Origin of the sequence: Noviherbaspirillum aerium (assembly GCF_008929045.1) — a bacterium.
GTDB lineage: Bacteria > Pseudomonadota > Gammaproteobacteria > Burkholderiales > Burkholderiaceae_D > Noviherbaspirillum > Noviherbaspirillum aerium.
The window spans coordinates 334,103-358,809 of sequence record NZ_VFAH01000004.1; the positions used below are offsets into that span (position 1 = coordinate 334,103).

The 24,707-nt window shown below is 58.8% G+C and carries 21 protein-coding genes; 9 read left to right on the forward strand and 12 right to left on the reverse strand.

Going from position 1 to position 24,707, the window contains the following annotated elements:
- Positions 1–8: 8 nt before the first annotated feature.
- From FH061_RS09090 to FH061_RS09105, 4 genes are all read right to left on the reverse strand, one after another.
- On the reverse strand, positions 9–995 hold the full coding sequence (locus tag FH061_RS09090; RefSeq protein WP_151635157.1) for a beta-ketoacyl-ACP synthase III: 987 nt from the start codon (positions 993–995) through the stop codon (positions 9–11).
- 16 nt (positions 996–1,011) lie between these two features.
- Positions 1,012–2,088: a phosphate acyltransferase PlsX gene (gene plsX, locus FH061_RS09095; RefSeq protein WP_151635159.1), complete on the reverse strand. Its 1,077-nt coding sequence runs from the start codon at positions 2,086–2,088 to the stop codon at positions 1,012–1,014.
- Between the two features lie 146 nt (positions 2,089–2,234).
- The gene (gene rpmF, locus FH061_RS09100) at positions 2,235–2,417 is read right to left on the reverse strand and encodes a 50S ribosomal protein L32 (protein WP_057293158.1); all 183 of its coding nucleotides are present in this window, start codon (positions 2,415–2,417) and stop codon (positions 2,235–2,237) included.
- A 119-nt stretch (positions 2,418–2,536) separates the two neighbouring features.
- Positions 2,537–3,022: a YceD family protein gene (locus tag FH061_RS09105; RefSeq protein ID WP_318840974.1), complete on the reverse strand. Its 486-nt coding sequence runs from the start codon at positions 3,020–3,022 to the stop codon at positions 2,537–2,539.
- A 115-nt stretch (positions 3,023–3,137) separates the two neighbouring features.
- Between FH061_RS09105 and FH061_RS09110 the strand changes: the two genes are divergently transcribed.
- Together FH061_RS09110 and FH061_RS09115 are read left to right on the forward strand one after the other, a co-directional pair.
- Positions 3,138–3,749 carry a Maf-like protein gene (locus FH061_RS09110; protein WP_151635161.1) on the forward strand — a complete coding sequence of 204 codons (612 nt, stop codon included), beginning with the start codon at positions 3,138–3,140 and terminating at the stop codon, positions 3,747–3,749.
- 6 nt (positions 3,750–3,755) lie between these two features.
- Entirely contained in the window at positions 3,756–4,508 is a 753-nt protein-coding gene (locus FH061_RS09115) for an SAM-dependent methyltransferase (RefSeq protein WP_151635163.1), read from the forward strand.
- Between the two features lie 333 nt (positions 4,509–4,841).
- Here FH061_RS09115 and FH061_RS09120 read toward each other — a convergent pair whose 3' ends face one another.
- Genes FH061_RS09120 through rluC form a run of 4 tightly spaced genes read right to left on the reverse strand, consistent with a single transcriptional unit; the run spans position 4,842 to position 7,972 of the window.
- Positions 4,842–5,846 carry a S49 family peptidase gene (locus FH061_RS09120; protein ID WP_151635166.1) on the reverse strand — a complete coding sequence of 335 codons (1,005 nt, stop codon included), beginning with the start codon at positions 5,844–5,846 and terminating at the stop codon, positions 4,842–4,844.
- 28 nt (positions 5,847–5,874) lie between these two features.
- A complete protein-coding gene (locus FH061_RS09125) occupies positions 5,875–6,261 on the reverse strand; it encodes a Rieske (2Fe-2S) protein (protein ID WP_225984553.1) in 387 nt (128 codons plus the stop codon).
- The gene (locus tag FH061_RS09130; protein ID WP_151635168.1) at positions 6,254–6,913 is read right to left on the reverse strand and encodes an HAD-IA family hydrolase; all 660 of its coding nucleotides are present in this window, start codon (positions 6,911–6,913) and stop codon (positions 6,254–6,256) included. The genes FH061_RS09125 and FH061_RS09130 overlap by 8 nt, the downstream gene beginning before the upstream one ends.
- Before the next feature lie 51 nt (positions 6,914–6,964).
- Positions 6,965–7,972 carry a 23S rRNA pseudouridine(955/2504/2580) synthase RluC gene (rluC, locus tag FH061_RS09135; RefSeq protein WP_151635170.1) on the reverse strand — a complete coding sequence of 336 codons (1,008 nt, stop codon included), beginning with the start codon at positions 7,970–7,972 and terminating at the stop codon, positions 6,965–6,967.
- Positions 7,973–8,549: 577 nt separating this feature from the next.
- Between rluC and FH061_RS09140 the strand changes: the two genes are divergently transcribed.
- The 3 genes from FH061_RS09140 to moaA all read left to right on the forward strand — a co-directional run bounded on the left by FH061_RS09140 (position 8,550) and on the right by moaA (position 14,178).
- Complete coding sequence (locus tag FH061_RS09140) at positions 8,550–11,549, forward strand: Rne/Rng family ribonuclease (protein ID WP_151635172.1); 3,000 nt, start codon at positions 8,550–8,552, stop codon at positions 11,547–11,549.
- A gap of 138 nt (positions 11,550–11,687) precedes the next feature.
- Entirely contained in the window at positions 11,688–13,031 is a 1,344-nt protein-coding gene (gene chrA / locus FH061_RS09145; protein WP_151635174.1) for a chromate efflux transporter, read from the forward strand.
- A 31-nt stretch (positions 13,032–13,062) separates the two neighbouring features.
- On the forward strand, positions 13,063–14,178 hold the full coding sequence (gene moaA / locus FH061_RS09150) for a GTP 3',8-cyclase MoaA (protein WP_151635176.1): 1,116 nt from the start codon (positions 13,063–13,065) through the stop codon (positions 14,176–14,178).
- 60 nt (positions 14,179–14,238) lie between these two features.
- On the opposite strand, the gene FH061_RS09155 is transcribed toward moaA, so the two are convergent.
- The 4 genes from FH061_RS09155 to FH061_RS09170 all read right to left on the reverse strand — a co-directional run bounded on the left by FH061_RS09155 (position 14,239) and on the right by FH061_RS09170 (position 20,122).
- Entirely contained in the window at positions 14,239–16,248 is a 2,010-nt protein-coding gene (locus FH061_RS09155) for an acyl CoA:acetate/3-ketoacid CoA transferase (protein WP_151635178.1), read from the reverse strand.
- Between the two features lie 190 nt (positions 16,249–16,438).
- Positions 16,439–17,749, reverse strand: coding sequence for a hemolysin family protein (locus FH061_RS09160; protein WP_151635180.1), 1,311 nt, complete (start codon positions 17,747–17,749; stop codon positions 16,439–16,441).
- Positions 17,750–18,210: 461 nt separating this feature from the next.
- The gene (rmuC, locus tag FH061_RS09165; RefSeq protein WP_192804975.1) at positions 18,211–19,665 is read right to left on the reverse strand and encodes a DNA recombination protein RmuC; all 1,455 of its coding nucleotides are present in this window, start codon (positions 19,663–19,665) and stop codon (positions 18,211–18,213) included.
- Between the two features lie 55 nt (positions 19,666–19,720).
- Positions 19,721–20,122, reverse strand: coding sequence for a group II truncated hemoglobin (locus FH061_RS09170; RefSeq protein WP_192804976.1), 402 nt, complete (start codon positions 20,120–20,122; stop codon positions 19,721–19,723).
- Positions 20,123–20,582: 460 nt separating this feature from the next.
- On the opposite strand from FH061_RS09170, the gene FH061_RS09175 reads away from it, so the two are divergent.
- From FH061_RS09175 to gmd, 4 genes are all read left to right on the forward strand, one after another.
- The gene (locus FH061_RS09175) at positions 20,583–21,944 is read left to right on the forward strand and encodes an undecaprenyl-phosphate glucose phosphotransferase (protein ID WP_225984554.1); all 1,362 of its coding nucleotides are present in this window, start codon (positions 20,583–20,585) and stop codon (positions 21,942–21,944) included.
- A gap of 139 nt (positions 21,945–22,083) precedes the next feature.
- On the forward strand, positions 22,084–22,572 hold the full coding sequence (locus tag FH061_RS09180; protein WP_151635186.1) for a hypothetical protein: 489 nt from the start codon (positions 22,084–22,086) through the stop codon (positions 22,570–22,572).
- 27 nt (positions 22,573–22,599) lie between these two features.
- Entirely contained in the window at positions 22,600–23,469 is an 870-nt protein-coding gene (locus FH061_RS09185; RefSeq protein ID WP_151635188.1) for a sugar phosphate nucleotidyltransferase, read from the forward strand.
- Between the two features lie 80 nt (positions 23,470–23,549).
- Positions 23,550–24,659, forward strand: coding sequence for a GDP-mannose 4,6-dehydratase (gene gmd / locus FH061_RS09190; RefSeq protein WP_151635274.1), 1,110 nt, complete (start codon positions 23,550–23,552; stop codon positions 24,657–24,659).
- Positions 24,660–24,707 lie beyond the last annotated feature (48 nt).

The window sequence follows — 24,707 nt, forward strand, 5'->3', positions numbered from 1 at the left end:
GAAAGTAATTACATTCGTGCGAGAACCGCACCCCAGGTAAAACCACCGCCCACGCCTTCCATCATGACGTTGTGTCCGGGCTTGACGCGACCGTCTCTTACCGCGGCATCAAGCGCCAAGGGGATCGACGCAGCTGAGGTATTGCCGTGCTGATCGACCGTAACGACCATTTTCTCCAGTGGCAAGCCGAGTTTTTTTGCCGTGCCCTGCATGATGCGAATATTGGCCTGATGCGGGATAAGCCAATCTATCTGGTCGGCGCTCATGTCAGCAGCCTTCAATGCTTCGTTGGCGACTTTTTCAAGCACGGATACCGCAAGCTTGAATACGGCTTGCCCATCCATATGCAGGAAGGCGCTTCCCTCCACTGCACCGCCGCTGACATTGCCAGGGATGCAGAGAATGTCGCCATGGCTGCCGTCCGCATGCAGCTTGGTGGCAAGAACGCCAGGCTCTGCTGAAGGTGTCAGCACCACTGCTCCGGCGCCATCGCCAAACAGGACGCAAGTTGTGCGATCCTTGAAATCGAGGATGCGCGAGAAGATTTCGGCACCGATGACGAGCACATTGCGATGCGCTCCCGATCGGATGAAACTGTCGGCCACGGACATTGCATAAACAAAGCCACTGCAGACTGCCTGCACGTCGACCGCAGCGCAGGCGTTGGTGATGCCCAGCTTGCGCTGGACGACGCATGCCGTGCTCGGAAAGCCTCCGAAATGGTCAGGCGTGGAAGTGGCGAGGATGATGAGATCGATATCGTTAGGCAGGAGTCCGGCCGCGTCGATGGCTTGCCTGGATGCTTCGACAGCCAGATCGCTGGCCAATGCACCCTTGTCAGCATAATGCCTGGCAGAAATTCCGCTGCGCGAGACGATCCATTCATCGGAAGTTTCGACGCCCTGCTCGGCCAATTGAGCTGCAAGCTCATTGTTGGTCACGCGCCTGGGCGGCAGATAGCTTCCCGTGCCTGCAATTTTGCTATAGAGGGTCATGCTGTCTTTTATCCGGTTAGATCATTGCGCTGGATGCGCCTGCGGCATCGGATGCAGATGCGCCGTTCGGCTGAGGCATCAATTCGGCAATCGTGGTGGAGATGCGCGCCAACACATCATGCCGGGCCGCTTCATAAGCCCTCTTGATCGCCCACTCATAGCCGTAGGCATCTTCGCCGCCGTGGCTCTTGAACACCAGGCCGCGCAAGCCCAGCAGGCTGGCACCATTGTAGCGGGAAGGATTCATTCGCTGGGAAATCGACTTGAGCGCGCCCTGCGCGATCACCGCTCCGAGCATGTTGATGGCATTGCTCTTGAATTCGCTCTTGACGATATTTTTCAGAAAGCGTCCCAGACCTTCAGACGCCTTGAGAACAACGTTGCCGACGAAACCGTCGCACACCACGATATCGGTCGTTCCCTCGAAAATATCATTGCCTTCCACGTTACCGTAGAAATTGAGGGTGCCCTTTTCATGATCGGCGCGCAATAACGCGGCGGTCTGCTTGACGACCTCATTGCCCTTGATGTCTTCCTCGCCGATATTCAACAGGCCGACGGTCGGCTTGGCCTTTCCCTCGAGCGCTGATACCAGTGCCGATCCCATCAGGGCGAATTGATGCAAGTGTTGCGGTTCGCAGTCGACGTTCGCGCCCAGATCCAGCATGTAGGTCGGCGAATCCTTTTGGTTCGGCATGGGAAAACAGATTGCCGGCCGGTCCACTCCAGGTATCGTCTTCAGCACATAGCGCGATACCGCCATGAGAGCGCCGGTATTGCCCGCGGAGACGCAGGCATTCGCCTTGCCGTCTTTGATCAGACTGACGGCAACACGCATCGAGGAATCTTTTTTGCGGCGCAGTGCAACCTCTATTGGATCATCCATGCCAACGATTTCTGTGGCATGAACAATGCTGAGGCGCGGATGTGCTGAAGCATTCAGCTTTTTCAACTCGGCCCTGATGACATCTTCAAGACCGACCAGAATCAGCTCTGCATCCTGCTCATGATTGACGAAGGAAACAGCTGCGGGAATGGTGACCGACGGGCCATGATCGCCGCCCATGCAGTCGATGGAAATTTTTATTGTCATTGTTTTGACTCAGTACCTCGCTCTAACCGCCTAGCGGGCCAGGTCTGGCGTGATTCAAAATGACGCGAAGCGCTTGATCAGCATATGAAAAAACGGCGCCAAGTCAAACTCTCTGCGCCGCTTCTAGCTTCGAAAAAAGAGCGAGATTACTCGTCGTTCTTGGTCTTGAGAACCTTGCGTCCACGATAGTAGCCGTTCGGGCTGATGTGGTGACGCAGATGAGTTTCGCCGGTAGTCGGCTCAACAGCCAACGGCGGAACGCTCAGATGATCGTGCGAACGGTGCATGCCACGCTTCGAAGGGGATTTTTTGTTCTGTTGAACGGCCATGATGACTCCTAAACCTTAAGATCCGAAATTTTAACATATCCAGCTCAGCATCTTATTGCTTGCCGGGAAACTTTTGCTGCACTTGTTAGGCGGCGTGCATCATGTACCGCTTTGCCACATTATTTCTTCAAATTCTTGAGCACCGCAAACGGCGACTCCTTTTCCACTTCCGCCACGTTGTCAGGCATCAGTTGCTTTTCACAAGCCTCATGCCTCGGCGAAAGAGGTATTGTCAGCAATGCCTCATCCTCTACCAGCTGCCGGAGATCGAAGGCATGGCTGCCAACAATTACCTCGACGTCCTCGTCGGATAGCAACGCATCCATCTCGTCGGCGCTTCCCTCATCAGGCGCCAACACCAGCACGGCGCCAGATTCGATCGCAAAATCGATCGGGGTAAGGCACCGCTGGCAAAGCAGGCGCACACGACCAGATACCGACAATATCATCTGAGGATGACCATGCAGGTTGGTACCACCCCGCAAGGACCACTTCACAGCGCCGGAACGGTCCACCGATTCCTCGGCAAGCCGCGGCAGCGCCTCAACCGAAAACTCGCCGTCGCGCTGATCCTTGAGCCGGCAGAACTCGAACGCGTCTATCACAAAAGCATTCATATCAAGACGAACCCGGAAAACCTGCGATAATAACAGGGTTTTCCCTTATTCGTCAAAGCCTTAGGCGGCTTTTCTCGAGCCGCCGCCTGAATTCCCGTACTCCATGCCTATTCATCATCACTTGCCGCGCCTGATTCTGGCTTCAAGCTCAAGATATCGGCGCGACCTGTTATCCCGGCTGCATCTTCCCTTCGAGTGCATTTCCCCCGATATCGATGAAAGCCCGCTTTCAGGAGAAGCGCCTGAAGTCACGGCACTTCGGCTGGCACGGCTCAAGGCCGCCGCCGTGGCAAGGCAGGTGCCGGATGCGCTGGTCATCGGGTCGGATCAGGTGGCAACGCTGGATGGGAAGCAGATCGGAAAGCCCGGATCTCACGAGAACGCATTGCAGCAGCTGCGCGTGATGCGCGGGCGCGAAGTCATCTTCCATACTGCTCTGTGCCTGTGGGATGGACGCATTCCTGATGCGCTGGCAGCGGCGCAAATGGAAAACGTACGCACCATTGTCACGTTCCGGGACCTCCCTGATGAGGAACTGGATCATTATCTGCGAATCGAGCAGCCTTATGATTGCGCCGGCAGCGCCAAGAATGAGGGACTCGGCATTGCCCTGCTCGAGAAAATTGAAAGCACCGATCCGACGTCGCTGACCGGGCTTCCCCTGATTGCCCTATGTACGATGCTTCGCCGTGCGGGCGTCCATTTCTTTACCTGAACTGCCATGACCGGAATCCTGTACCTTATTCCCAACACGCTCGGCCTGAACGACGGCACTCCGGCGAATCCACTGGCGGAAGTCATTCCCGAACAAGTCAGAGCCATTACCGCATCACTCTCCTATTTCATTGCGGAGAATGCAAAGACAACCCGTGCCCATCTCAAACTGATTGGTCTGACGCACCCTCTTGCGGCACCACTGCAAGAGATCGCCATCAGGGAACTCAATGTCAATACAGAAGCGAACGCTCTACCCGGATTGCTGGCCCCTCTTCTTGCCGACCAGGATGCCGGCCTGATTTCCGAAGCTGGCGTGCCGGCCGTTGCCGACCCGGGAGCAAATCTTGTGCGTCTCGCGCATGCTTCGGGTATCAAGGTGCGGCCTCTGGTTGGTCCGTCATCATTGCTTCTGGCTGTCATGGCGAGCGGATTGAATGGACAGAGCTTTGCCTTCAACGGCTATCTTCCAACCGATGCGGGGCAAAGGATGAAGCGGCTGAAAGCGCTTGAAGAGAGATCGCGGGGCGAGCGCCAGACGCAGATCTTCATCGAAACGCCATACCGAAACGCTGCATTGCTCGAAGCCATGGTGAATACCTGCAACGCGTCCACCGTCGTCTGTGTGGCAACGGATCTGAGCCTTCCTTCCGAAAGCATCAAAACACAAGCCGCTGGAAAATGGAAAGCCGAAATGGCGGCGGGCAGAATGCCTGACTTTCACAAGAAGCCCACCGTGTTTCTTTTCCTTGCGGAATAGAGTGAGGTCAAGCGCGCAGACCGAACAAGGCAGATAGATATGAAGCACGCAAGGTGTAGTTTGCGACAAAGTTGGCAGGTCGGCCGCACATGCGCAAAACGGCGGTATTGCGCCGCCGTTTTGCAAGCCCATCGGGCTGTTTAGAGAGGGATCGATACCTCTCATGCCGCGTCCCAGACGTGGCAAATATTGCCCGGCTCAAGAGTTTTTCCTTACTGCGTACGTCTTATGCATTCGAAGGATCGAAACGAAACCGGACAAGTGCAGTATAGAGCCCCATCCTGAAGATGCAAGGCGAAAGTGCCGCGCCCGGGCACGTCGCCGAATACCCGATCAGCGCAGGCTTGGCTTGCCTGCATTGCTTGAGATCGATGCCATGACTGCGGTACCGACTGCTCCACCGAATTTCTTCAGCAGGCGCTCGGATAGCCCTTCATGCTGGGTATAGTCGATGATGTCTTCAGCTTTCAATTCATCGCGGGCGACAGAATCCACAGTCCCGAAACCATCGGCCAAACCCATTTCGACGGACTTCGATCCACTCCAGAAAAGACCGGAAAAGGTTTCGGGTGTTTCCTTCAGTCGCTTGCCTCGCCCCTGCCGGACAACGTCGATGAATTGCTGATGCACTTCATTGAGCATCTCCTGAGCAAAATCCTTCTGCTTGGCGGATTGCGGACTGAAGGGATCCATGAAGCCCTTGTTTTCGCCGGCTGTCATCAGGCGGCGTTCGACACCGGCCTTCTCCATCAGGCCGGTGAAGCCGAAGCCCTCCATCAAGACACCGATAGAACCGACGATGCTTGCCTTGTTGACAAATATCTTGTCGGCCGCCGCCGCAATATAGTACCCACCCGATGCACAGATTTCGTCAACAACCACATACAAGGGCTTTTTGGGAAACTCCTTGCGCAGACGCTGGATTTCGTCATTGATGATGCCGGCCTGAACCGGGCTTCCTCCCGGACTGTTGATACGCAGGACGACGCCAACGGCATTGCTATCCGAATATGCCCGGTTCAACGCGGGAATGACCGCATCGGCCGCACCCGGCGTGCCCGATTCGATCGTGCCATCGATCTCTATAAGCGCAGTATGCGGACCGACGATCTCGTCTTCCTTGCCGGCCATGCCGAACGCCATCCATATGCCGAAAACAATCACGCCGAGTGTTATGAAACGAAAGAAAATGTTCCAGCGGCGCCGTGCCCGCTGTTCGGAAAGCGTTGCGAATGCCAGCTTTTCCAGCGTTTCGCGCTCCCATCCCTCTCGCCGCGGGACACTGCCGGAAGAAATTGGACCGTGCTGGCCGTGTTGTTCGTAGTTGTTTTCACTCATTATCGATTTGTCTAGCGTTACGGCCCTTTCAGGCCACGATTGGTTTTACATAGTCATCCGGTTGCCAGAATACCTGACCGTCCTTCTCGTAGACGGCGATGGGCCGCAGACGCCCGCCGCGGCAAGGACCGCCGGCACAGCGTCCATCTTCCGGGGTATATAGGGCGCCATGGGTGGAACACATCAGATACAGGCCGCCGGAATCGAAAAATTCACCCTCATTCCAGTCAAGTTCAATAGGCACATGGGCGCACCGGTTGAGGTAGGCATAGACCCGGCTGTCATACCGGACAACAAAACCGGTGCTGCCGCTGCCGCCGGCGATCAACGGAAACCGCACTCCCTTTCCACCGTCTTCGAGCGCCGACGATTCGCAGATGGGAATGCCGGCCTTATCCATCGCGGAATTATGCATTCTCATTAAGCCATGTGTGAAGTTCTGGAACGGAACTGGCCGCAAACAGTGGCGACAATTCCTCCAGTTCAGGCACGTCGTGAGCGCCGTAATGGACGGCTATTCCCGCCGCGCCGGCATTGATGGCCATTTGCAGATCATGCGTCGTGTCGCCGATCATCACGGTACGAGAGAGATCCTGGCCCAATTCCCGGGTCAGTTCCTGCAGCATCGCGGGATGCGGCTTGGAAAAGGTCTCATCCGCACAGCGGGTTGCATCGAACACTGACAGCAGGTTGGCGGCGTCAAGCGCCCGATTCAGCCCGACGCGGCTCTTCCCCGTGGCGACCGCCAGGAAATAGCCCTGCTGGGACAGGTCGGACAGCATCTCGCGCACGCCGTCGAACAAGGTTAATCCCTTGTCCTTGGTCAGGTAATGAAAACGATAGCGCTCCACCATGTGGGGATAGTGCTTTGCTTCCAGTCCCGGCAATACCGTTTGCATGGCTTCATGCAGTCCCAGGCCGATAACGTAGGCAGCCTGCTTGTTATCCGGCACCGGCAAGCCAAGATCCTTTGCCGCCGCCTGTATGCACGCCACGATGGTGGCCGTGCTATCCATCAATGTGCCATCCCAATCGAAGACAATCAGATCAAATTTCTTTCTAGGCATGTTCCGGGGCAGCGTGACCTGCTCATTGTTAGACGAGGTTGATGGAAAATTTCAAGAGTTTGGCTGGCCAAGGCTTTTCAGAAACTGTTCGCACTCCCTGGCAAGCGGGGCGTCGAGCGTTACCGGCTTCCCATGCTCCGGATGCCGGAATGTTATCCGGTATGCATGCAGGAACATACGCTTCAAGGCGATCCGGTTGCCATCCGCTTTCTGCATTGCCCGATTGAGGGCAAAGTCACCATATTTGTCGTCGCCGACAATGGGAAATCCGCTTGAGGCCAAATGGACCCGGATCTGGTGGGTCCGTCCCGTCTTCAATTCAGCTTCCAGCAGTGCAAATTCGCCGAACCTGCGCACCAGATTGAAGACGGTATGAGATGGAAGCCCATCGGCCTGCACCCTGACCCGGCGCTCACCGTCGGGAGTATTGTATTTAAATAGCGGCAACTTGACGTGCTGGCGGGAATTCTGCCAATTTCCGTGCACAAGCGCCAGATAGCGCTTGTCGATTTCGCCCTCCCGGATCTGCTCATGCAAGTTTGTCAGCGCGGAACGCTTCTTGGCCAGCAGCAGGATGCCGGATGTCTCGCGGTCCAGGCGGTGAACGAGTTCCAGAAATTTCGCCTGAGGCCGCGAAGCGCGCAATTGTTCGATGACGCCGTAACTGACACCGGATCCACCGTGCACCGCCACCCCGGCCGGCTTGTCGATCACCAGCAGATGATTGTCTTCCAGGAGAATATTGAATTCGGCGGCAGGTACATTGTTTTCAGGCCTGTCGGCAACGCGAACCGGCGGAATGCGCACCACGTCGCCGGTCTTCAGGCGGTAGGTCTGGTCGATGCGCCCCTTGTTGACGCGCACCTCGCCGGAGCGCAGCACCCGGTAAATATGGCTTTTGGGAACGCCCTTGCAGACCCGCAATAGAAAATTATCAATACGCTGGTCGGCTTCTTCGTCTGAAATAGTCACCAGTCGGACTTGAGCAGCTGCCTGGGAATACTGATTGGGCGGTTCGGAAACCGGACGTTCCCCAGAAAATCTCGCTAAGTCCTTCATTTTGAATATATAATTGTTTCGCACCGGTTACAAATCGGCGCGAGTGTAAGAATAAAAAGCACATTCTACACAGGGGCGTCTCCATCGGCCTCCGCGAGTTGCAAATTCGATGGAAAAGATGTGTATGCATCATCCTTGCGCGAGTCGGGGTCGCACCGCTGTTGTGACCGGACAGCGCGCATCGATGTTGAACAAGAATGCTTGAATATTAAGGATAAGTCTGGCGAGCACGCCCGCTGTCGGGATGCTCGCTGGTTGATGAAGTTGAACGCCGTTTTGCCGATTCTGCTTGAACTCATGATTTATTTGGTTCGATTAACATGCTCATTGCCTGGCGCTGCGCTCGATATATTCGATGCGCGCAGCGCGGATCAGGAGCGCGTCCGGCAGACGGATCAACCTCATTCGCGCCCCGTTGCGGCCCCATTGCGATCAAGATCATATGGATTGCATCCCGCACAATAGGCAATTCCCTCCTCAAGCACTCCGTTCCCGCGTACATCCATGTACCACGCAGCATGGGCGAGCTTCGCCTGTGCCGCACTAAAAATGACCTGAGAGTCACGGAGCACAAATAATGAAACGCATGTTGTTCAACGCCACGCAGCAGGAAGAATTGCGCGTGGCGATTGTCGATGGGCAGAAACTCATCGACATTGATATCGAGACGACCGGCCGCGAACAGCGCAAATCGAATATCTACAAGGGTGTCATCACCCGCATCGAACCCTCCCTCGAAGCCTGTTTCGTCAATTATGGTGAAGAACGCCACGGTTTCCTGCCCTTCAAGGAAGTGGCGCGCAGCTACTTCAAGGACGGTGTCGACGTACGCAACTGCTCGATCAAGGAAGCGTTGCGCGAAGGCCAGGAAATCATGGTCCAGGTCGAAAAGGAAGAGCGCGGAAACAAGGGCGCGGCCCTGACCTCCTTCATCTCCCTCGCCGGCCGTTACCTGGTCCTGATGCCGAACAATCCGCGCGGCGGCGGCGTCTCCCGCAGGGTCGAAGGCGAAGATCGCCAGGAACTGCGCGAAACCATGGACAAGCTGGATCTGCCTTCGGGCATGTCCGTCATTGCCCGCACGGCAGGCATCGGCCGCAACGTCGAAGAACTGCAGTGGGACCTGAATTACCTGATGCAGTTGTGGCGTGCGATCGAAGGTGCCGGCCAGTCGGCTGCAGGCGCCTTCCTGATCTACCAGGAATCGTCGCTGGTGATCCGTGCGATCCGCGATTATTTCCAGCCCGACATCGGCGAGATCCTGATCGACACCGATGAAATTTACGAGCAGGCCCAGCAGTTCATGTCGCATGTGATGCCCGACATGGTGCATCGGGTCAAGCGCTACCGGGACGACGTACCGCTGTTCTCCCGCTTCCAGATCGAACACCAGATCGAGACCGCGTATTCCCGCACCGTGCCCCTGCCTTCCGGCGGCGCCATCGTCATCGACCACACCGAAGCACTCGTTTCCATTGATGTCAACTCGGCACGCGCGACTCGCGGCACCGACATCGAAACCACCGCACTCCATACCAATCTCGAAGCCGCCGATGAAGTTGCGCGCCAATTGCGCCTGCGCGACCTTGGTGGCCTGATCGTGATCGATTTCATCGACATGGAGAATGCGAAGAACCAGCGCGAAGTCGAAACCCGGCTCAAGGATGCGCTGCGTTATGACCGCGCCCGGGTTCAAATGGGCAAGATTTCCCGCTTCGGCCTGATGGAACTGTCCCGCCAGCGCCTGCGCCCTTCCCTGTCCGAAGGCAGCCATGTCACCTGCCCGCGCTGCAACGGCACCGGACATATCCGCGATACCGAGTCTTCCGCGCTGCAGGTACTGCGCATCATCCAGGAAGAGTCGATGAAGGAAAACTCGGCAGCCATCCATGTGCAGGCGCCGGTCGACGTCGCAGCCTTCCTTCTCAACGAAAAGCGCGGCGAAATCCTGAAAATCGAGACGCGGCATCGCGTCACGGTTGTCCTGATTCCCAACAAGCATCTCGAAACGCCCCACTACAAGCTCGAGCGCATCAAGCATGACGATCCGCGTCTGGAAGATGCGCACGCCAGCTATGACATGGCCGAGGAAGCCGATACCGATATCAGCTACGGCAAGCGTCAAAAGGAAGAAGTGCGCCCCAGGCAGGAAGCCGTGGTCAAGGGCATCACGCCGGACCAGCCGGCACCCATCGTGGAACGCAAGCCCGTCATCGAACCTGCGCCCGTACCGGCGGCTCCCATGTTGCCGCCGTCGGAAGAAGGCTTTTTCAGCCGCATGTTCGGCTTCTTCCGCAAGAAACCGGTCGCGCCCGCACCTGCGCCGGTACCGGTGGTCGAGGAAAAGCCGCAGCAGAACCGCGAGAGAAACGAGCGCGGCAACCGCAACCGCAATCGCGGGGGCCGCAGCCGCCGCGAGCGCGGCGACGAGCGCGATGTCAACCGTACCGAGAATCCCGGCCGCGAGGAAACCGCCAAGGCCGCAGTGCCCGTCGCGGAAACGGCGCCGGTTCCACGCCAGCCGCGCCAACCGAAGGAGCCACGCGAACAGCGGGAGCAGCGCGAGCCGAAGGAACCTAGAGAACAGCGTGAACCGCGCGAAGCACGCGAACCCGCCGAGGGCCGCCGCGAGCGTGGCGAACGCCAGCAGCGCCAGCGGGAGGAGCGCAAGGAAGCTCCAGTCGAGGAATTGCTGAATCCTTCACAGGTCGCTGGCAACGCCGATTTCCCCGCAGCAGTACCCGTTGCGGAATTCGCATCGATGGAAACAGATGCGGCAACGGACGGCGATGGACCGGACGAGGGCAATGGTGAGCAAGGTGAAGAGCGCCGTCGCCGTCGCCGCCGTGGCGGACGCAACCGTAATCGCCGCGACCGCGAAACCGGCGAACTGTCTGCCGTGGGTGGCGAGGCCGGCGAACTGGAAACTTCCGACGCCGGCATTCAGGTGGAGATCACCGAGGTCACATCGCAAGTCACGGTGACAACTGTCAGGGAAACCATCGAACCCGCAGCAACGTCGGCGGCCAATCCGCGGGAACAAGCGGAGGCCCATCCGGCGTCGGTGTCAATGAATGAAGTGGCGCCCGCGGCCGCACCTGCAACGGAACCGGTGGCGGTACAGGCCGTCCCGCAGCCGGAAGCCGAAACAGCTCCGCAAGCCGAGGTGCCCCAAGCCGAAACCATGTCCGCTCCCGTGGCGGCACCGGCGGAACCGGCCAGCGAACCCTCCATGGCGGCCGAGCCGGCACCGGAAGCGGTAACCGAATCGGCACCGGCAGCGGCTCAAGCCGAGATCGCCCCTGTCGTCACGGCTCCCGTCGAAACGGCGGCCGAGACGATGGCCGAACCGGTAGCGGCATCCGCGTCCACTGCGCCGGCCCATGCCGACGTTGACCGCCTGCAGGAAGTGCTGGCGAGGGCGGGACTGACCCTGGCGGTCACCGACCCGGACAAGCTGCGTGCGGCACAGGAAGCTGCTGCGGCGATCAGCCCCCCGCCACGCGTTCCGCGCGAGCGCAAGCCGCTGCCGCCGGTGTCCCAGGAACCGCTGATCCAGGTCGAAACCCGACGTTAAGCAGCAAGGAAGCGCATCGTTCACGATGTTATTCCACAAACATGAAAAAGGGAGCATGAGCTCCCTTTTTCATGTGCTCAGACTTCATCCAGGACAACGAATACGCAGATAGCGCCTGACAAGGCCGCTTGTTTCAACATGCACCCGACTTCCACTGTTCAGCCACACGATATCAGCCTGAAAGAAGCCTTTTGGTACTGGCTCAAACTGGGTTTCATCAGCTTCGGCGGACCTGCCGGCCAGATTGCCATCATGCATGCCGATCTGGTGGAGAAGCGGCGCTGGATCTCTGAGCGGCGCTTCCTTCACGCGCTGAACTATTGCATGCTCCTGCCGGGGCCGGAAGCGACGCAGCTTGCCATCTACATCGGCTGGCTGCTGCATCGGACAAAGGGCGGCATTCTTGCCGGCGTATTGTTTGTATTCCCTTCCCTGCTGATCCTCGCGCTGCTGTCATGGATTTACATGGTTTTCGGCAACGTGCCGGTCGTCGCAGGCATACTCTACGGGATCAAGCCGGCCATCGTTGCAGTCGTGCTCGCAGCGGCATGGCGGATCGGCATGCGCGCACTGCGCAACGGCATCCTGATTGCCATTGCAATCGCCTCCTTCCTGGCCATCGCCGTGGCCGATGTGCCGTTTCCGGCCATCGTGCTCGCAGCCGCCCTCATCGGCGTGATCGGCGGATTTGCAGCGCCGCAAAAATTCAGTGTCGGCGGCGGACATGCCTCCACGAAGAACATATCCTACGGACCGGCATTGATCGACGATCACACGCCAACGCCCCAGCATGCACGCTTTTCATGGGGCAAACTGGCAACGGTCGTGCTTGCCGGCGTCGCTATCGGCGTGGCTTGCGGGGCTGCTCTTGCCGCCAGCTTCGGTCTGCACGGCACCCTGACGCAGATGGCATGGTTTTTTACCAAAGCCGCCATGCTTACCTTCGGCGGTGCCTATGCCGTGCTGCCCTATGTCTACCAGGGTGCCGTTGATTCCTTCCAGTGGCTCACCGGCGCGCAAATGATAGACGGGCTCGCACTCGGAGAAACCACCCCGGGCCCGCTCATCATGATTGTCGCCTTCGTCGGATTCATCGGCGGATGGACGAAGGAGGCTCTGGGCGCCGGCCATGTTCTCGCCTCGGCGATGGCCGGCGCCGGCGTCGCGACATTTTTCACCTTCCTGCCGTCATTCGTCTTCATTCTCGCCGGCGGTCCGCTCGTGGAATCAACCAGGAACAACCTGAGGCTGACCGCTCCGCTGACGGCGATCTCGGCCGCTGTCGTCGGCGTCATCGTCAGCCTTGCCCTGTTCTTTGCCGATCATGTCTTCGGGTGGCGCCAGCCGGTCGGTGAATGGGACCTTGCCGCCATGGCGATCGCACTGGCAGCGGGAATTGCGCTGTTCCGCTTCAAAGTGGGCACCATTCCTCTGATCGGGGCATGTGCACTGGCTGGGCTCGTGGTATCTTATCTGCACTAGCGCAATATCGCGCATCTCCTTTTGCAAAAGCATGGCAGAGCGAATCATTCCCCTTGCCGACCACCGCCTGCTCAATGCAGCGCCGGCCATCCCGACCATCCTGGAAGCCCCGACCGGCTTCCTTGCCGATACGCTTGCGCGGCCGCTGCAGGACTTGCGGATCTCGGTAACCGACCGCTGCAATTTCCGCTGCGTGTACTGCATGCCGAAGGACGTGTTCGACAAGGATTATTCATTCCTTCCGCATTCGTCGCTGCTGTCCTTCGAGGAAATCACCCGCATCGCAAAAATCTTCGTCGCCCACGGCGTACGCAAGATCCGGCTCACCGGGGGTGAGCCGCTGCTGCGCAAGAATGTGGAGAAGCTGATTGCGATGCTCGGCGAATTGCGGACCATCGACGGCGAAGCACTTGATCTGACGCTGACGACCAATGCCTCTCTTCTGGCGCGCAAGGCGCAGGCATTGAAGGATGCCGGCCTGAAACGCGTCACGATATCGCTCGACGCACTGGATGAGACAACTTTCCGTCGCATGAACGATGTCGACTTCCCGGTCGCTGACGTGCTTGACGGCATCGACGCCGCACACAAGGTCGGCCTTGGTCCCATCAAGATCAACATGGTGGTCAAGGGCGGCATGAACGACCGGGAAATCCTTCCCATGGCGCGCTACTTCAAAGGCTCGCCTTTCATCCTCCGCTTCATCGAGTACATGGATGTCGGTGCGAGCAATGGCTGGAAGCTGGATGAAGTTGTGCCGTCGTCGGAAGTCGTGCGCCGCATCCATGCCGAAATGCCACTGGAGGAAATCGAGCCCAACTATACCGGAGAGACGGCCGAGCGCTGGCGCTACCAGGATGGCGGCGGCGAGATCGGCTTGATTTCCAGCGTCACCCGCGCCTTCTGCCAGGATTGCTCACGGGCACGGCTTTCAACCGAGGGCAAACTGTACACCTGCCTGTTCGCTACCGGTGGACACGATCTGCGCGCCTTGCTCCGGGCAGGCCGCAGTGATGAGGAAATCTCGTCGGCTGTCGCCCATCTCTGGCGCGCGCGGACCGACCGGTATTCCGAACTGCGCACAGCCAATACCGAAGGTCTGCAACGAGAGATCAGGAAAGTGGAAATGTCCTATATCGGCGGATGAGCGCAGCGCTGCTCTTCCGCCCTTCCCTGCATGCCATGCCGTGGCGCACCGCGCCCGTTCTCATGACGACCCTCTGGCCAGATGCGAGAGAGCTTCCTCGCTGCTTGCATAGAGCGAGGATTCCGCGCGATGCCGCCGGAACGCACTGCCGAAATAGCTGCGCATGAACGCGCTGCTGGTATAGCGGGTGACATTGCTGTAATAGCGGTCGGCGAGTCCCTGCACCATATCCACATAGGTATCGAGCAGTTCCGGAGTGATCGTGAAATTGTCGTAGTTGACGATGGCCGGCAGCTTTCTGCCCAGCGGGTCTAGCATTGCCGCCACCTGCCTGCGGATCGCTTCGATATCGCTGACATTGCGCACTTCAAAGCCTTCAAAATTCACGAAGAAGACATCCCGCTTGGGATCGTGCGTCAAGCGCTGTTCGAGCGGCAGGTAGAGGATGTCGTTGCGCAGTCCCATCGGCGCCGGCAGGAAAATGCGGCTGTCCATCAGCTTGAGGTCAGGGCTGACGACCGGCCGGAACTGCATCCGTGACAAGACATCCCGCTCAAGGTCGATGCCCGGCGCAATTTCCATCACTTCCAGCCCGGCCTCGACCAGGCGGAACACGCAGCGTTCGGTGATGTAGAGCACCGTCTGGCCGCGCCGCAGCGCGTAGTCGCCGCTGAAGGTGCGATGTTCGACCTCGTCGACGAATTTGGCCGATACCCCTTCGCGCCGGACATGCAATTGCCCGATGCCGATCGCAACCTCAAGGCCGCCGGCCGTGAAGGTGCCGACAAACACGACCTTCTTCGCATTCTGGCTGATGTTGATGAAGCCGCCAGCGCCTGCCAGGCGCGGCCCGAACTTGCTGACATTGAGATTGCCGCGCCGGTCCGCCTGAGCCAGGCCGAGGAAGGCGACGTCCAGTCCGCCGCCGTCATAAAAGTCGAACTGGTATGGCTGGTCGATGATGGCTTGCGCATTGGTCGCGGCGCCGAAATTCAGGCCGCCCGCCGGTATGCCGCCGATGACTCCGGGCTCGGCGGTGAGGGTGACCAGGTCCAGCACCTTTTCCTCCGCGGCGACGCTGGCCACGCCCTCGGGCATGCCGATGCCGAGGTTGACGACGTCGTTCGGCTTGATCTCCAGCAGCGCCCGGCGCGCAATGATCTTGCGCTCGCTCATGTCCATGGAACGGATGGATGACATCGGCACCCGGATCTCGCCAGCGAAGGCCGGACTATAGGGCTCGACGAAGGTCTGCATCTGGTATTCGGGCTTCTCCGCGATGACCACGCAATCCACCAGGATGCCGGGAATCTTCACCTGCCGGGGATTGAGCGAACCGCTTTCCGCAATGCGCTCCACCTGCGCGATGACGATGCCGCCGGAATTGTGGGCAGCCATGGCGATGGCCAGCGCTTCCAGCGTCAGCGCCTCCTTTTCCATCGTGATGTTGCCATCGGGATCGGCCGTGGTGCCGCGGATGATGCCGACGTTGATCGGCATGGCCTTGTAGAACAGATACTCATTGCCGCCCACTGTCAGCAATTCGACCAGGTCCTCGGTGGTGGAGTCGTTGATCTTGCCGCCGCCATGGCGCGGATCGACGAAGGTGCCGAGTCCGACCGTCGACAGGAGGCCCGGCTTGCCGGCAGCGATATCGCGGAACAAATGGGTGATGACGCCCTGCGGCAGGTTATAGGCTTCGATGCGGTTGCCGATGGCGAGCTGCTGCAGCTTCGGCACCAGCCCCCAGTGCCCGCCGATCACCCGCTTGAGCAGCCCTTCGTGGCCGAGGTGATTCAGGCCGCGCTCCCGTCCGTCTCCCTGCCCGGCTGCATAGATCAGCGTGAGATCGCGCGGAGAAGCGGCTGCCGGGGAAGCCTCCCGGCTTTGAAGAAACCGCTGCTCCAGTGCGACCGCGATATTTTCCGCAAAGCCGATGCCGACGAAGCCGCCCGTGGCAATAGTATCGCCATCGTGAATGAGGCACACCGCCTCGGCGGCGGTAACGATCTTGTGCCGGCTCGGCTGGCGTGATCCGCCCGACATCGGGTTGGAAATGCGATGTGCCATTGGGATCCTTCGAGGTCAGGAGTCAGGATGGTCTTTTGCAACGCCACAGATTATGACGCAATCAATCCGGCCGGGGTTCGTTTCCGGACACGATAGCAATCGCGATCCTTGACAGCCAGGTGCAATTGTGTTGAAGGCAACATCGCCGAGCTTCCGGCTCTTCCAGCGCGAAACTCAAGCCCATCCAAGCTTACATTGCAGGTGTCGCATCCTGCGCTTCGTTCGGCATCGGCGTTGCCAGCACCTTGTCGATACGTTTGCCATCGAGGTCCACGATCTCGAAGGTCCAACCTTCCCATTCGCAGCGGTCGCCGGTCAACGGCAAGCGGCCGAGCAGGAGCATGACCATGCCGCTCAAGGTGTTGTAGCGTCCGCGCTCCTCCTCCGGCACGATTTTCAAGCCAAGACGGTCCTTGAGCTCCGGAACCGGGATCAAACCGTCGAGCAGCCATGAACCGTCATCACGCTGTACCGCCCATGAATCTTCGGCACGGTGTGTCTTGAATTCGCCGGTGATGGCTTCCAAGACATCCTGCAATGTCACGATGCCTTGCACCTCGCCGTACTCGTCAATCACGAAGGCAAGCTGTACGCCGGAATTCCTGAAATTCTCCAGAAGCTCCATGCCCGTCAGCGACTCTGGCACGAACACCGCCGGTTGAAGATTGTTTTGCAATGTCGGCTTTTCTCCGCGCAGGGTCTGCGCCAGCAGCTGGCGCGCATTCGCCACGCCGACGACCTCGCTCCAGCCGCCGCGCAACACGGGAAAACGCGAATGGTCGCTGCTTTCAAAGCGCCGCAGGTTGTCTTCCAGCGTATCGTTGACATCGAAATAGACGATGTCGCTGCGCGGCACCATCAGCGACGCGATCTGCCTGTCGTCCAGCCGGAAGACATTGCGTACCATCTGGTGTTCATGATGTTCGATGACGCCCGCGCTCGAGCCTTCCGCCAGCATCAGGTTGATTTCCTCCTGCGTCACACTCGGTTCGGTGCTTTCCCTGACGCCGAAGCTACGAAGCACCAGCTGCGTGGAGCCGGACAGAAGCTTGACGAAAGGCTTGGTCAATGCCGCCAGCAGGAGCATGGGCCGAGCGACAAGGCGGGCGATCGCCTCCGGACTCATCTGCCCGAGCCGCTTCGGCACCAACTCGCCGAGCACGATGGAAAAGTAGGTAATGCTGAGCACCACGAGGCCGGTTGAAAGGTACTGATTGACCGGCGCCTGCACACCCATCCGGCCAAGCCATTCGCTGAACGGCTGGGCGAGCGTCGCTTCGCCGACAATGCCGTTGAGCACGCTGATCGACGTAATGCCGATCTGCACCGTAGAGAGGAAGCGATTCGGGTCGTCCCCGAGTTGCATTGCTGCAGCAGCCGACGAGTCGCCGGCATCGGCAAGACGCTGCAGACGTATTCTGCGCGCCGTCATGAGCGCAATCTCGGACATGGCAAAAATGCCGTTGAGAATGATCAGGCCCAGCAGTAGCGCAATTTCCATAAGAGGTGGATGACAGGGTTTGAGTCAGGGAAAGACCGCGCCGATGGGCAATGCATGCATCGACGTTGCGAAGTTATCATGAATTACAGACTGGACTTACCGGTTGCAGTTCGCACGAGTTATCCCAATCTCAAGTCATCACGTGCCATGCGACCGATGGATTTTTCGACTGGCGTGGCCTGGGTCGCAGATCAGGAATCCATAGCGGAGCTATGGATGACGAGCACAACCCAGGCAGGCGGAGAAGACGCGATTTCATGGCTTGGCCTGGCTTGGGATTGGAATTCCACGTTGGACTGGCGCGCGAGGGTTTCCAGTCCGCCTCAAGAGGCTGGAGGCCGAGCGATGACGGGTGCCCGTTCCCGCACATGCAAAAATGCCCGGCCGAACGGCCGGGCATTTAAAAGGTGTGTGGTCTATGAGGTTCGTGCGCTGCAGAATGCCATTCGCTCCGCCATCCCCTATTCCTCGACCGGATCCGCCAATTCCGTGCGCAGAAGCAGTTGCGCGGTTTCGCTAGGCAAGGCTTCCACCGACTTCAGCTTGCGCGTCATCTGGCGGGTGCGGGTTTCCGCCTGCTCAATATTCTTGGCGGCGCGTTCCAGGCTGGTCTTCGTGGCGGCGAGCACATCACCGAACTTGCCGAATTCGGTCTTGACCGCACCGAGCACCTGCCAGACTTCCGATGAACGCTTTTCCAAGGCCAGCGTCCGAAAGCCCATCTGGAGGCTGTTAAGCAACGCGGAAAGCGTAGAAGGCCCGGCAATGCTGATCCGACAGGAACGCTGCAATTCATCGGCAAGGCCGGGACGGCGTATCACTTCCGCATACAGGCCTTCGGTGGGCAGGAACATGATCGCAAAGTCGGTCGTGAGCGGCGGCGACAGGTATTTTTCGGCAATCGTTTTCGCCTCGATGCGCACCGCACGCTCGAGCTCTCGTCCCGCCGCCGCCACGCCTTCGGCATCGGCAAGCTCGGCCGCATGCGCAAGACGCTCATACTGTTCCTTCGGAAATTTCGCATCGATCGGCATCCAGACCGGGCGCATCCCCTCGTCCTGGCCAGGCAAGCGAATGGCGAACTCCACGCGCTCGCCGCTGCCGGGCACCGTCTCCACATTCTTCGCATACTGATCAGGCGTGAGCACCTGTTCCAGCAGCATCTCCAGCTGCACTTCACCCCAGGTGCCGCGGGTCTTCACATTGGTGAGGACGCGCTTCAAGTCGCCGACACCGATGGCAAGCTGCTGCATTTCCCCCAGACCCTGGTGTACCTTTTCAAGCCGGTCGGACACCAGCTTGAAGGATTCCCCCAGGCGCTGCTCCAGCGTCGCATGGAGCTTTTCATCGACGGTTTTGCGCATTTCCTCCAGGCGTGCGCCGTTGTCCGTCTGCAGATCACGGATCCGGGTCTCAAGAGTGCCTCGCACTTCCGCCATGCGCTGGGCATTGGATTCGGTCAGCTGCGCCAGCCCCTGTGACAGGGTATCGCCGAAACGCTTCAGGGAACCCGCCTGTTCCTCGCGGGCGGCCAGCGCATGCTGCGCGATTGACTGGCGCATGGCATCCAACTGTTGGGTATTGGCGTCGGTGAGCTTGGACAACTGTTGGGAGAAAGCGTCCATCTGCGCGTTCTGCAGGCGGGCAACATTGGTGAATTGCGTCATCAGCGTCTGCTGGAACTGCGCGAAGTTGCCTCCCAGTTCCTGGCGCGTTCCTTGCGCTGTCATCTGCACCTGATGACGCAGTTCCCGTTCGATGCGCTCTCCCGTCTGCAGCTCGTGTTTCTGCAGCTCCGCCTGCAAGTGCTGCAGCTGCGATGACATATCGCTACCGCGCGCGCGCAGCAGGATAAGAATTTGAAGCGCGATGACGACGGCAAATGCGGCCGCCATCAAGATGTCTGTCATGGTCATGGATTGTCAATGTTGATGATTGCACACAACGAAAGCCGGCATGCCGGCAGCGGCATCAGCCAGCCTTGTTGCGCATCCAGTCGGCAGTCTGGAAAAACGAATGCATCAGCCTTTCCTGCAGCGCCTCGTCGATACCGACGTCCTGCATTGCCCAGGCCATGCAGCGCAACCACTGGTCGCGCTCGACGGAGGCGATCGCATACGGCAGGTGCCGCGCCCTCAGCCGGGGATGGCCGAAGCGTTCGATATACATGTCGGGTCCGCCTAGCCATCCGCATAAGAACCAATACAGCTTGTCGCGGGATCCATCAAGCGGCGTGGGATGCAATGCACGGATGACGGCGAACTCGGGCTCGAGCTCCATGAGGTCATAGAAACGATCAACAAGCTCCCGCACTTTGCCGGCGCCGCCGATGTGTTCAAACACTGTCGTCTGCTGGGTATCTTCAGTAGTCATGCCGCGATCATAACGCATTCACCTGTCTCAGCGGAATCATGTCGCTCGGCATTTTTTCAAAGCCTCAAGCAGCTCAAAAATCGAATTAATAATTTTATTCCGCACGGAAATTATGCTCAATTTTTAAGCAGCAGTGTGGTGTTTTTGAGACTGCGCAACAGCAATTTTGACAGACAGCAACCGTCTCTTTGAGCGCCCGCAAGCAAAGATTACTTAGCGGTTCCCACCCAACTTTAATGATTACTATTGCTTAAAAGGTAATAACTGATTACCCCTGAAACGAATCTTTCGAACGATCTTGATCCGAGAAGAAAGATCCTTAAAGCAATTTCGGACCACCTTCAGCCCAGCTTACCGCAAGGTCCGGATCGTGCTTTGAGTTTCTTGCAACCGATGAACCTTTGACAGATATGCCATGCGAGACTTGATCATCACGAATTCTTCCCGGCTGGAATTTTCCATGCGACTCATGGACATTCTCGTCCTTGAAATCGCAGGAGCCATCGCGGCGCTGCTTCATTTCCATATTCCGCTTGCGGAAACACCGCCTATCCACACCGTGATGCTGCACTTCTGCAGCGCCCTTGCCTTCCTCCTCTTTCCGCAGTTCGAACTTTACGCATCGTGGCGCGGCCGTTCGCTCCCCGACATGTTCGTCCGCCTCGGAGCGGCATGGGGCGTGGTGCTGCTGATCGGCCTCTTCTTCAGCTTCCTTATCCACCATGTAGGCAACCTGTCGCGCCTGTGGATGTTCTACTGGTATGCCGTCGGCGTAACCGCTCTCGCCCTGTTCCGCTTTGCCGTCTACTTCGCATTGCGCTACATGCGGGCAAAGGGACTCAACAACAAGCGTGTCGTGATCGTCGGATACGGCAGCACCGGACGCGAGATGCACAAGCGCGCGCTGCAGCAGGACTGGACCGGATACGACGTCAAGGCCATTTGCGCCGATCAGGAAGATGCGGACAAACTCGTCGATCCGAACGTGGTGCGGATCAACAGCACGCAGGAAATTCACGACTATGTCGTCGCCAATCATATTCACGAGATCTGGATCACGCTGCCGCTGATGGCATCGCCCCGGCTGCAGGAGCTGCAGTACCAGCTGCGCAATACGCTGGTCGACATCCGCTGGGTTCCCGACATTCTCGGCCTGCAGATGCTCGGCAACAAGATGGGCAACTTCCTCGGCCTGCCGGTGGTGGACCTCAATCAGCCGATCTCCAGCGGCGTCAACGGCATCGTCAAAGATATTTTCGATCGCATGTTTGCGCTGGCCGCACTCATCTTGCTGCTGCCACTGTTCATTGTCATCGCCGTCATGATCAAGCGCAGTTCGCCTGGCCCGATCCTGTTCCGGCAACCGCGCCTGGGCCTGAACGGAAAGCCCTTCAACGTCTATAAGTTCCGCACGATGAAAGTGCATCAGGAACAGCATGTAGTAACGCAAGCCACCAAGAACGATCCGCGCATCACCCCTATTGGCGGCTTCCTGCGCCGCACCAGCCTCGACGAATTGCCGCAGTTCATCAATGTCCTGCTGGGCGATATGTCGGTTGTCGGCCCGCGTCCGCACGCATTGCAGCATAACGAGATGTACAAGGACCTTCTCGAAACCTACATGCTGCGTCATCGCGTCAAGCCCGGCATCACCGGATGGGCGCAGATCCATGGACACCGTGGCGAAACCGACACCGTCGACAAGATGGCGCGACGCGTCGAATACGACCTGCACTACATCCAGCACTGGTCGCTCTGGATGGATATCCGCATCATTATCTGGACCGCATTCAAGGGCTGGACTGGAAAGAACGCCTACTGACGCCGCTCCTGCCCTCCTCTGCCATGGCTGTATGCATGTTTCGCCTGCATACAGCCATGGCAAGCCCCTACCGCCGTCCCGGCAAATGCAAGAGCAAGGCAGATCGCCAATCGACGACACCAGCAACAGGAAATTGCACATGCGCAAATACAACCCTGCAAACAGAAGCCAGCTTCCGGCACAGGTCTCCGCACGGCAGCGGTGCCTGCCAACGGCCGCGATCCTGTTCTGCATGCTGATTTTCCTTGCTGCGATGCCTGATGCGCGGGCAGTGCTTTCCAGCCTTGCGGGTGAAAAGCTTTTGCGCTTCGTTGCCTACGCATTGCTCAGCACATTGCTGTACGCAGGCGTTTCCGGCAGCACGGTCGCACGCGCACTGATCACCCTGACTTTGGTCGGCGTCATGAGTGGTGTCGAACAGGCAATCCACTTGATGTTGCCTTATCACAGCGCAAATCTTCTTGGCTGGAAATTCGACATGCTGGTAGCACTGACCTGCGTAGGCATGCTCATGATGCTGCACCCGGTTTTCGCGGAACGCTCAACGTGGCAGCAGATTCGTCCGGCAAGAATTCCGACGCGATCGAGCCTGATGCGACAGCTGCATGAACGCGGGGACAGGCAGTAACAACGCAATTTTCTAAAGAATCAAGATATGCAAATCAAGATCAACAAGGCAGTATTTCCGCTCGCAGGGACAGGGGACGTCGCTCTTCCCGGCGCGAGGATGGGAAGCCTGCTGCCAATCATCGACAAGCCGCTGCTGCAGTACGCGATCGAAGAAGCGCTGGCTGCGGCGGTGACTGACATGATTTTCGTTGTGGAAGATGAAGAGCCGAACCTGCTGGCAACCATCTCTCAAATGCTGCCGGCCGGCGTCAAGGCCCGAGTCATCGCTGCCGGTACCTGCGAGCCGGTCGCTGCCCTTCTGTGCGCTGAAAAGCTGATTGGCAGTGAAGCCTTTGCCGTAATCTGCCCCGGCGACCTGGTCGATGCCGAGACACCGGCGCTGAATCAATTGCTCGCCATGCATGCATCGTATGGCACCAGCATCATCGGCGTGGAAACCATCGCACGGGAATACAGTGATGCGCATGCGGTCATTGCCGGCCAGAGCCTCGGCGAGCGCGCCATCGAAGTTCAGGACATCGTCAGCAATCCGGCGCCCATGCAGGCCCCTTCCACGTTGGCAGCCATTGGACGCTACGTACTGACGCCATCCATTTTCCACCACCTGCGGGTGCTGAAAGACACGGCACCGGGTCCGGCAGGATTGCACGGCGCGATCGCCTCGTCGCTGAAGACGGAGCGCGTCATCGCCTGCCAGTTCGAAGGCATCCGTTACGACTGCGGCACCACGCTGGGCTATCTGCAGGCCACGGTGCAGTTCGGCCTGCGGCACCCGGGCGTCTGCAATGAGTTCCGCGCATTCCTGCGCAATCTTCCCTTCATTCATCCCGCGCCGACTCTTCAGCTGGCTGCGGTTCTGCCTCAAGCAAACGAGGCGATTGCGATCGCGGGATAACCATGACAATGAAAAAGGATAACCCAATGACCACCAATCCCCAATTGCCCGAGCACCTGGTGCCGGCCCGACCAGCGCAGGTGCGCAAGGTCGCGCTGATCACCGGCGTGAGCGGCCAGGACGGGGCATATCTTGCCGAACTCCTGTTGAGCAAGGGCTATATCGTGCACGGCATCAAGCGCCGCACGTCGAAATTCAATACCGACCGGATCGATCATCTCTACCAGGGACCTCAGGAAGACGAACGCCGCTTCATCCTGTATCACGGCGACATGACCGACTCGTCGTCGCTGCTGCGCATCATCCAGGAAACACAACCTGATGAAATCTACAACCTGGCGGCACAGAGCCATGTTGCAGTCTCATTTGAGGAGCCGGAATACACCGCCAACTCGGATGCGCTTGGCCCCTTGCGCATATTGGAAACCCTGCGCCGCCTCGGTCTCGAAAAGAAAACGCGCTTCTATCAGGCGTCCACCTCGGAAATGTATGGGGAAGCAGCGCAGGCCGCCACGGAAACCACGCCCTTCCAGCCGCGCAGCCCCTACGCCATTGCCAAGCTGTACGCGCACTGGATCACGGTGAATTACCGCGAGGCCTATGGCATGTATGCATGCAACGGCATCCTGTTCAATCATGAATCACCGCTGCGCGGCGAAACCTTCGTCACTCGCAAGATCACCCGTGGCCTGGCTCGCATCATCCTCGGCCATCAGGACTGCCTCTATCTCGGCAATCTCAATGCGGAGCGCGACTGGGGTCATGCCCGTGACTATGTCGAGATGCAGTGGCGCATGCTGCAGCAGGAGCAACCGGAAGACTTTGTGATTGCCACCGGCATTCGTCACAGCGTACGCGATTTTGTCAACGCGGCGGCGGCCGAGCTTGGCGTGACGCTGCGCTGGGAAGGCAGCGGTCTCGATGAAACGGCATCCGTCGCCGATCCCGGCCGACATGCCAGCCTGGCGAAGGATCAGGTCATCGTCCGCGTCGATGCGCGCTACTTCCGCCCTACCGAAGTGGAATGCATGTTCGGCGACGCCGCCAAGGCGAGGGAAAAGCTCGGATGGAAGCCGACAGTCAGTTTCGAGGAACTGGTCAGGGAAATGGTGAGAGCCGACCTCGAAGCCGCCGGAAAGGATCACTTCTTCCAGCAGCACGACCACGTATCACACATCTACAACGTATGAATGTACGCAAGGCCGGTTGCGTCATTCATTGATTACCCCGGCAAGCGA